This is a genomic window from Mesorhizobium sp. M1217 (assembly GCF_040318275.1).
Lineage (GTDB): Bacteria > Pseudomonadota > Alphaproteobacteria > Rhizobiales > Rhizobiaceae > Mesorhizobium.
In genome coordinates this window covers 1-6,265 of the sequence record NZ_JAMYMA010000045.1, presented here as the reverse complement: position 1 = coordinate 6,265, position 6,265 = coordinate 1, and the positions used below count along the sequence as shown (strand labels likewise).

General features: G+C 59.9%; 4 protein-coding genes and 2 pseudogenes. 1 reads left to right on the top strand and 5 read right to left on the bottom strand.

What is annotated here, in order from left to right:
• The 4 genes from NKH37_RS33790 to NKH37_RS33775 all read right to left on the bottom strand — a co-directional run.
• The coding region (locus NKH37_RS33790) for an aminopeptidase P family N-terminal domain-containing protein (protein ID WP_353042553.1) at positions 1 to 187 on the bottom strand (187 nt) is incomplete at its 3' end.
• A gap of 102 nt (positions 188 to 289) precedes the next feature.
• Positions 290 to 1,615 carry a 4-aminobutyrate--2-oxoglutarate transaminase gene (gene gabT, locus NKH37_RS33785; RefSeq protein WP_352814139.1) on the bottom strand — a complete coding sequence of 442 codons (1,326 nt, stop codon included), beginning with the start codon at positions 1,613 to 1,615 and terminating at the stop codon, positions 290 to 292.
• 654 nt (positions 1,616 to 2,269) lie between these two features.
• Complete coding sequence (locus NKH37_RS33780; protein WP_352814137.1) at positions 2,270 to 2,965, bottom strand: class I SAM-dependent DNA methyltransferase; 696 nt, start codon at positions 2,963 to 2,965, stop codon at positions 2,270 to 2,272.
• A gap of 458 nt (positions 2,966 to 3,423) precedes the next feature.
• Complete coding sequence (locus NKH37_RS33775) at positions 3,424 to 4,071, bottom strand: hypothetical protein (protein WP_353042551.1); 648 nt, start codon at positions 4,069 to 4,071, stop codon at positions 3,424 to 3,426.
• Positions 4,072 to 4,574: 503 nt separating this feature from the next.
• On the opposite strand from NKH37_RS33775, the pseudogene NKH37_RS33770 reads away from it, so the two are divergent.
• Positions 4,575 to 5,284 (top strand): annotated as a pseudogene (locus NKH37_RS33770) (IS110 family RNA-guided transposase); the annotation flags it as partial.
• A gap of 156 nt (positions 5,285 to 5,440) precedes the next feature.
• On the opposite strand, the pseudogene NKH37_RS33765 reads toward NKH37_RS33770, so the two are convergent.
• Positions 5,441 to 6,163 (bottom strand): annotated as a pseudogene (locus NKH37_RS33765) (IS3 family transposase); the annotation flags it as partial.
• Between the last annotated feature and the right edge of the window lie 102 nt (positions 6,164 to 6,265).

Below are 6,265 nucleotides of genomic sequence, written 5' to 3'. Positions count from 1 at the left end.
AGGTCGGGCGCTGCCCTGGCACCATTATCAATGGGAACGGAGCGAAGTACCCGCCGTTCCCATTGTATCCAGTGAGATACCGGAGATGGCCGTGAGCGGTCACCACGAGCGCGTCAAGACGAGCCCTATCGATTGCCGCAAGCACTCTCTCCTGACGATGCTCGTATTCTGATCTAGGAAATGGCATACCGGCTTCGGGAATGGCTGAGATAGTTGCTGTCATGAATCACCTCAATTGATTATGCGTATCGACTCAGAAGCATCAGGGATTTGCAAATTTCATGAGTTCTCACCTGGCCTGTGCTGCTGCCTTTGCGGGAGCAAGCTCACTATCGAGCGCGGCGTCGATCGATTCGTCGATGATGCCCAGGGCTTCGTCGACAAGCGCATCCGACAGGACCAGCGGCACAAGGAAGCGGATCACGTTGAAGTGTCGACCGGCTGATGCGAGCAGCAAACCGCGGTGGGCGGCTTCCTCAATGACTTTGGCGGTAAGGGCGCGCGCGGGCTTGCGGGCTTCTCCATCTTCGACCAGTTCGGCGCCGATCATCGAACCCAGCCCACGGATGTCGCCAATCACTGTGCGGTTTCGCTTATTCTGAATTCGCTGCAAGCCGGCGGTGAGACGCTCTCCGATCTCACATGCGCGGCCAAGCAGGTTCTCCTTCTCGAGGACATCCAGCACGGCCAGTGCAGCCGCACATGCCAACGGGTTGCCCGCATAGGTCCCGCCCAGGCCGCCGGCGGCAACCGAATCCATAATCGCCGCTTTGCCGACTATCGCGGCAATCGGGATGCCAGCTGCCAGGCTCTTGGCCATCAGCAGCAAGTCTGGCTCGATGCCGCTATGCTCTATGGCAAACAGGCGGCCGGTTCTCCCGAAGCCGGATTGCACCTCGTCGGCGACAAGAACGATGCCATGCTGATCGCAAAGGCGCCGGATACCTGCCATGAACTCAATGGGCGCGGGAATGAAGCCACCTTCACCCAGAAGCGGCTCGATGACGATCGCCGCGACCGCACTCGCCTCAATTTCGGATTCGAACAGCGTGTCCAACGCCGAAAGGCAGTGCTCGACGCTGACACCCCGATACAGATCCGGATAGGGCGCGCGAAAGATATTCCCTGGAAACGGTCCGAACGACTGTTTATATGGGTCTACCTTTCCCGTCATCGCCATCGTCAACAGCGTGCGGCCGTGAAACGCACCGCCGAAGACAATAATGCCGCGCCGCTTGGTATAGGCGCGGGCTATCTTGACGGCATTCTCGACGGCCTCTGCGCCGGTCGTGACGAGCAAGGTCTTGGCCAGTCCGCCCACCTTGCAACGCTGGTTCAAACGCTCAGCTAGGGCGATGTAGCTCTCATAAGGAGTATTGCCGAAGAAAGTGTGGCTGAATTTTGTCAGCTGCGCCTGGATGGCAGCGATAACCTTTGGATGCGAGTGTCCAACCGCGAGAGCACCCATTCCACTCAGGAAGTCGATATATCGCCGTCCCTCAACATCCCAGATCTCGGCACCTTGAGCCCGCTCAAGATATATCGGAAAGGACCACGAGGCCCCCGCCGAAACAGCAACATTTCGACGCTCGTCCAAAGCAACATTCGACACCATTTAATTACCTCCAGTTAGATTGCATCGAGACGCGCCAGCAAACCACGCTATGTTCGCCAATGCTTCGCGGGATGAGACCGTCATTCTTCGAAACTGGATTCCGTGGGCCCGTCCAACACTGACCTTTTCACTAAATTTGCATCGTCCATTGCGCGTGCCGACGACCTGTTTGACAGAAGCGCTGTGACTCTGCTTCGGAAGCGCAAACTGCCCCTTACTGCGGCAGGCTTAACATCGGCACCCGGCCCCAGTGGAGGCCTACAGAAAGGATTAACTTCCGACCTTTTGGGCGGGAACGCTGGGGATCGGCAGGTTCCTCATGAGATCCACATTTTTGTGTCGGTGTCGATCCACCGGCGCAACTACGTTGCAACGTACGCCTTCGCTATTGTCGATCGCCATCGCCCGCGTGAGGCAGTGGATACGGGCTTTGGAGATGCAGTAGGCCGCGAGTTCCATATTGGAGCCAGCCCTTCGATTGAGCCGACGTTGACGATGGTGCCGCTCGCCGACCGTAGGTGGAGGCGTACATTGATGACGCACGGCAGCGCTCTCTGGGGGCCGCCTAGATTCCGCGATTGATCGTGCCGTCATGTTGCAATACTCCATTATAGACGTTGCCGTGTGTCGGCCCGTCAGCAAATCGTGGAGCCTCTATATACTTGGTGAGCTGGCCTTTTCAGGTATCCGGAAAACCCAGTAATGAGCGTCCTCCTCCGTGACGTATCTGCCGTCCTTTAGACATTGTGTCAGCACGAGTACACCCGCGTCCTGCAGACGCTTCACCTCGTCTGCGAAGCAGGTGGCATCCGCATAGCTCCTGCGGGTGTTTGCGATGATGAACCCGTTCGGGCGCGTAGCGCGGGCTAACTCACGCAGCCGGTCTGGTTGGACATGCCCGAGCGTGAAGACGCCGCAGCATACCGTGATATCATGGCTCGCCGAGTATCCGGAGAGCGGCATGCAAAGATCAACATCGCCTCTGACATCGCGGTAGACGCGAGTTTCCCGGGCCTTTTCGGCCATCTCCTCGGATAGATCGCACCCGTCGATCAACCGGAATCCGAGGCGTTCCAGTTCCACTCCAACGAGGCCTGTTCCGCAGCCGACGTCCAAAATTGCCGTGGCTGCTCGTTCCTTGGGCAAATAGGCCATTTGTACAACAGCTGCGAGTTCCGCCACGATGATCGGCCCGCAGTATCCGTATTGAACAACGTCCAGATCGTAGGTGCTGGCCCATTGGCGATAGAACTTGGCTAAACGATCGGCGTTGCCATCGAGGCCAAGGACCTCCTTGATACGCTTGTGCGCGGTGTGCTCCAGGGCGGTTCGTTGATCGACGGTTTTCATCACAGCTCCTTCCCACGTAAGCAAGTGTGCCTCGTCGGCGCCGGCGGCCACTGCTACCCAACCGGATTTCAAAACTCATGCCAACTGGTGAAACTGGTGAAGCTCTTCCGTTGGACCAAGTCGGCCGATGACAGCCTCTCTCGCTTGCAAATCATTGAACGATCGAACTTGTAAGCGAAGCAATATTGTTTTTCCCCGATATGCGCTTAGCGAAAACGAGAAATTACCTAGACGAACAAGGGGTCGCGAACGGTACAAAATCGAGCGAAAGCCGACAGAATGTAGCCTGGGGTGTTTATCGCCCCAAGCAGGCCGGATAGGCTGGAGCGATGATGAGGGGCACCTCCACGCCGGCCAGCAAGGCAACATAGCGATTCGGCGCAGCCCGGACTGCTCGGATGCTGTCCGTTTGCAGGTTTGCAGCAAGGTGGCCGTCACACACCCCTTGCGGGTAGTTGTCAATCCGGATCTCGCACTGCCATCGCCGGGGTCATGGTCCTTTCCGAGGTCGAGTGCCTCATGATGATGTTCGGGTCGGGCGCCTCAACGTTTCCAACCAGATGCAGATGAACTGCTGTCAGCCGTTTGACCGAGATCGCCGCAACCACCGTCCCGGCGGGGACATCGCGAGTTCCGGAAACGGGCCCGCAATTGAGATCGAGTGCGGATTTGTTACGCCATCTTTTCGCTGCCCCACTCGAAGCTGGTGCCATCAACCCAAATGCAATGAAGTAGAACGGCGATCTTCCGTGCGACCGCCACCTTTGCCTTCTTCTTTCGTCTTCACGAGCGAGATGCCGGACCTGCCGATCTAGCTTCTCCCGTTCACGGCAGACCTGTTCATGGACAGACAGAAGCGCCTGAACCAAAGGCCGAAGCGGATGGCTGTCAGCAACCAGCTCCCAAACCTTTCGCCGGAACTGTGACCCAATCGATCGACTGAACTGCAGCCCGTATTCCTTCATCATGGACCGTGTCTGGTTTTCGAGATCGCGCCGGATCTCAACAAGTCTTGACCGTGCGACGAGCATGGATCGGGTAGCTTGGCTTTCCGCGCTTTTGACCTTCACTTCCCGATACCAACCGACGCGAACCAGCTCTGCCAAGCCGCGGGCATCGTTCTCATCACTTTTGTCATTCGAACTGAAAGTGCCGCCTTCGCATGTCGAGCATCAATGCAGACAACCGGCAATCCGACCCGTTTAACCTCATGCCAGAGCCAGTTGGACATGGCGCCTGTCTCGAACCCGATGCGCTCCGCGGGAGGTGCGGGTTTGCGGAGCAACTCGGTCAGTGCTCCTGGATCGGACTTCACTTTCCCTTGGAAGACAGGCCCTCCAGCATCATCGACGACGCAAACGCTGGTCTCGCTGCGACACATCCAATGGCGCAATCTTCGACTGGCTAGCCCGAATATCTCAGTGCGCCCCGACGGCGCGTATCACCAGTGGAGGAAGGTTCCACCCAGAAAGTAGTCGATTGGTCTGGTAACTGACGAGCGGTTCGGTCGGGTAACTGGCCGGGTCGAAGCCTCGTGACAAAGGCCGCCTTGGGCGGTTGAGCAATCCGATGGGCCGTAACGCGAGTGAAGCCTGAGCAGGCCTCGAAAGTGATGATCCAGGAGGCGGGGCTGGACGGCTTCTGGGTGCTGAACCGCGAGGACTGGATCGAAAGTCACATCGTCGATGCGGCATCGATCGCGGTGTCGCGCCGCCACCGTCGTGCCAAGACGGATCGGCTGATGGCGAGGCGCTGATCCGCGCCCTGCTGGCCGTCAAGCGGGGTGAGCCGCGCGTCTGCTCGATGGTCCGGGTGCCGACGCCCGAGAATGAGGATCGCCGCCGGACCAACCGCGAGCGCAAGGTGCTGGTCGCCGAACGGGTCGAGCACGTCAACCGCATCAAAGGCCTGCTCTTCAGCCAGGGCATCCGCGACTACGAGCCTTTGCGCCGCGACCGCCGCGATCGCCTGGAAGAACTGCGGACCGGCGATGGCCGCGCCCTGCCGGCCCGCATGAAGGCCCAGATCGGCCGCGAACTTGACCGTCTCGAATTGCTGCTCGGCCAGATCAAGGCGGTGGAGGCCGAGCGCGACGCGCTGCTCGCCGCGATGGCGGTGGACGCCTCGACGCCGGCGGCGATGTTGCTCAAGCTGAAGGGCATCGGGCCGGAATTCGCGACGATCCTCCACGCCGAAGGGCTGTTCCGGCATTTCAACAACCGCAGGCAGGTGGCCGCCTACGCGGGACTGGCACCTTCCCCATGGAAGAGCGGCACGATCGATCACGAACAAGGCGTGTCGAAGGCAGGCAATCCGCGGCGTTGATGCCGCGGCGAAAGTCGACCGGCTGCGTCGCCACCACGACCTTCACGTCGCCGGCAAGCGCAATCACCGCCGCACACGCAAGGCATCCACGATGGCGGCCGCCAGGGTCGGATCGACCGAGCCCGTCAGGACGTGACCTGCCACTGAATTTCATCCGGCTGCAGTTAGAGCCTCGGCGGGTTTTACGCCGTATGGCGCGGGTTGAGCAACGGGTGATCGGCGGAGCTGGTTGGGGTTGCGCAGCCGATCGTCCGTTGCGGTGAGATTGGCGGCATAGGCCGCAGGCGTGATGTATTCGAGCGCCGAATGTGGGCGCGATCGGTTGTAGTCGTCTGCCCATTCGGCGATGGTTGTTCGGGCATGGTCGAGGCCGAAGAACAGGGTTTCGTTCAGCAACTCGTCCCGCATCCGCCCGTTGAAGCTTTCGCAGAAGCCGTTCTGCATCGGCTTGCCCGGCGCGATGAAGTGCCATTCCACCTGATGATCCTTCGACCAGGCGAGGATCGCGTTCGAGGTGAACTCGGTGCCGTGGTCGGAGACGATCATGCCCGGCTTGCCGCGCCGGGCGATCAGTTCCGTCAGCTCGCGCGCCACCCGGCGGCCGGAGATCGAGGTGTCCGGGATCGCAGCCAGGCATTCGCGCGTCACGTCGTCGACGATGTTGAGCACGCGGAAGCGCCGGCCGCAGGCGAACTGGTCATGGACGAAATCCAGCGACCAGCGCGCGTTCGGCTTCGCCTGAACCAGGATCGGTGCCCGCGTTCCTACCGCTCGGCGCCTGGAGCGTCGCTTGCGCACGGCCAGTCCTTCTTCGCGGTATAGCCGATAGATGCGGTTGATAACCGATGCCTCGCCCTCGCGCCTGAGCAGAATTGATCTGATCCCCAGAAACTGGACCGTTCAGAATTGGAGTTTTCCGCTGTAGTTTCCCGGCTGGGAGAGGAGCGGAAGCGATGAAAGCATCGAAGTTTTCGG

Coding starts and splice junctions, on each gene's coding strand:
- gabT (WP_352814139.1), bottom strand. CDS start 1,615: ATGGTGTCGAATGTTGCTTTGGACGAGCGTCGAAATGTTGCTGTTTCG.
- NKH37_RS33780 (WP_352814137.1), bottom strand. CDS start 2,965: ATGAAAACCGTCGATCAACGAACCGCCCTGGAGCACACCGCGCACAAG.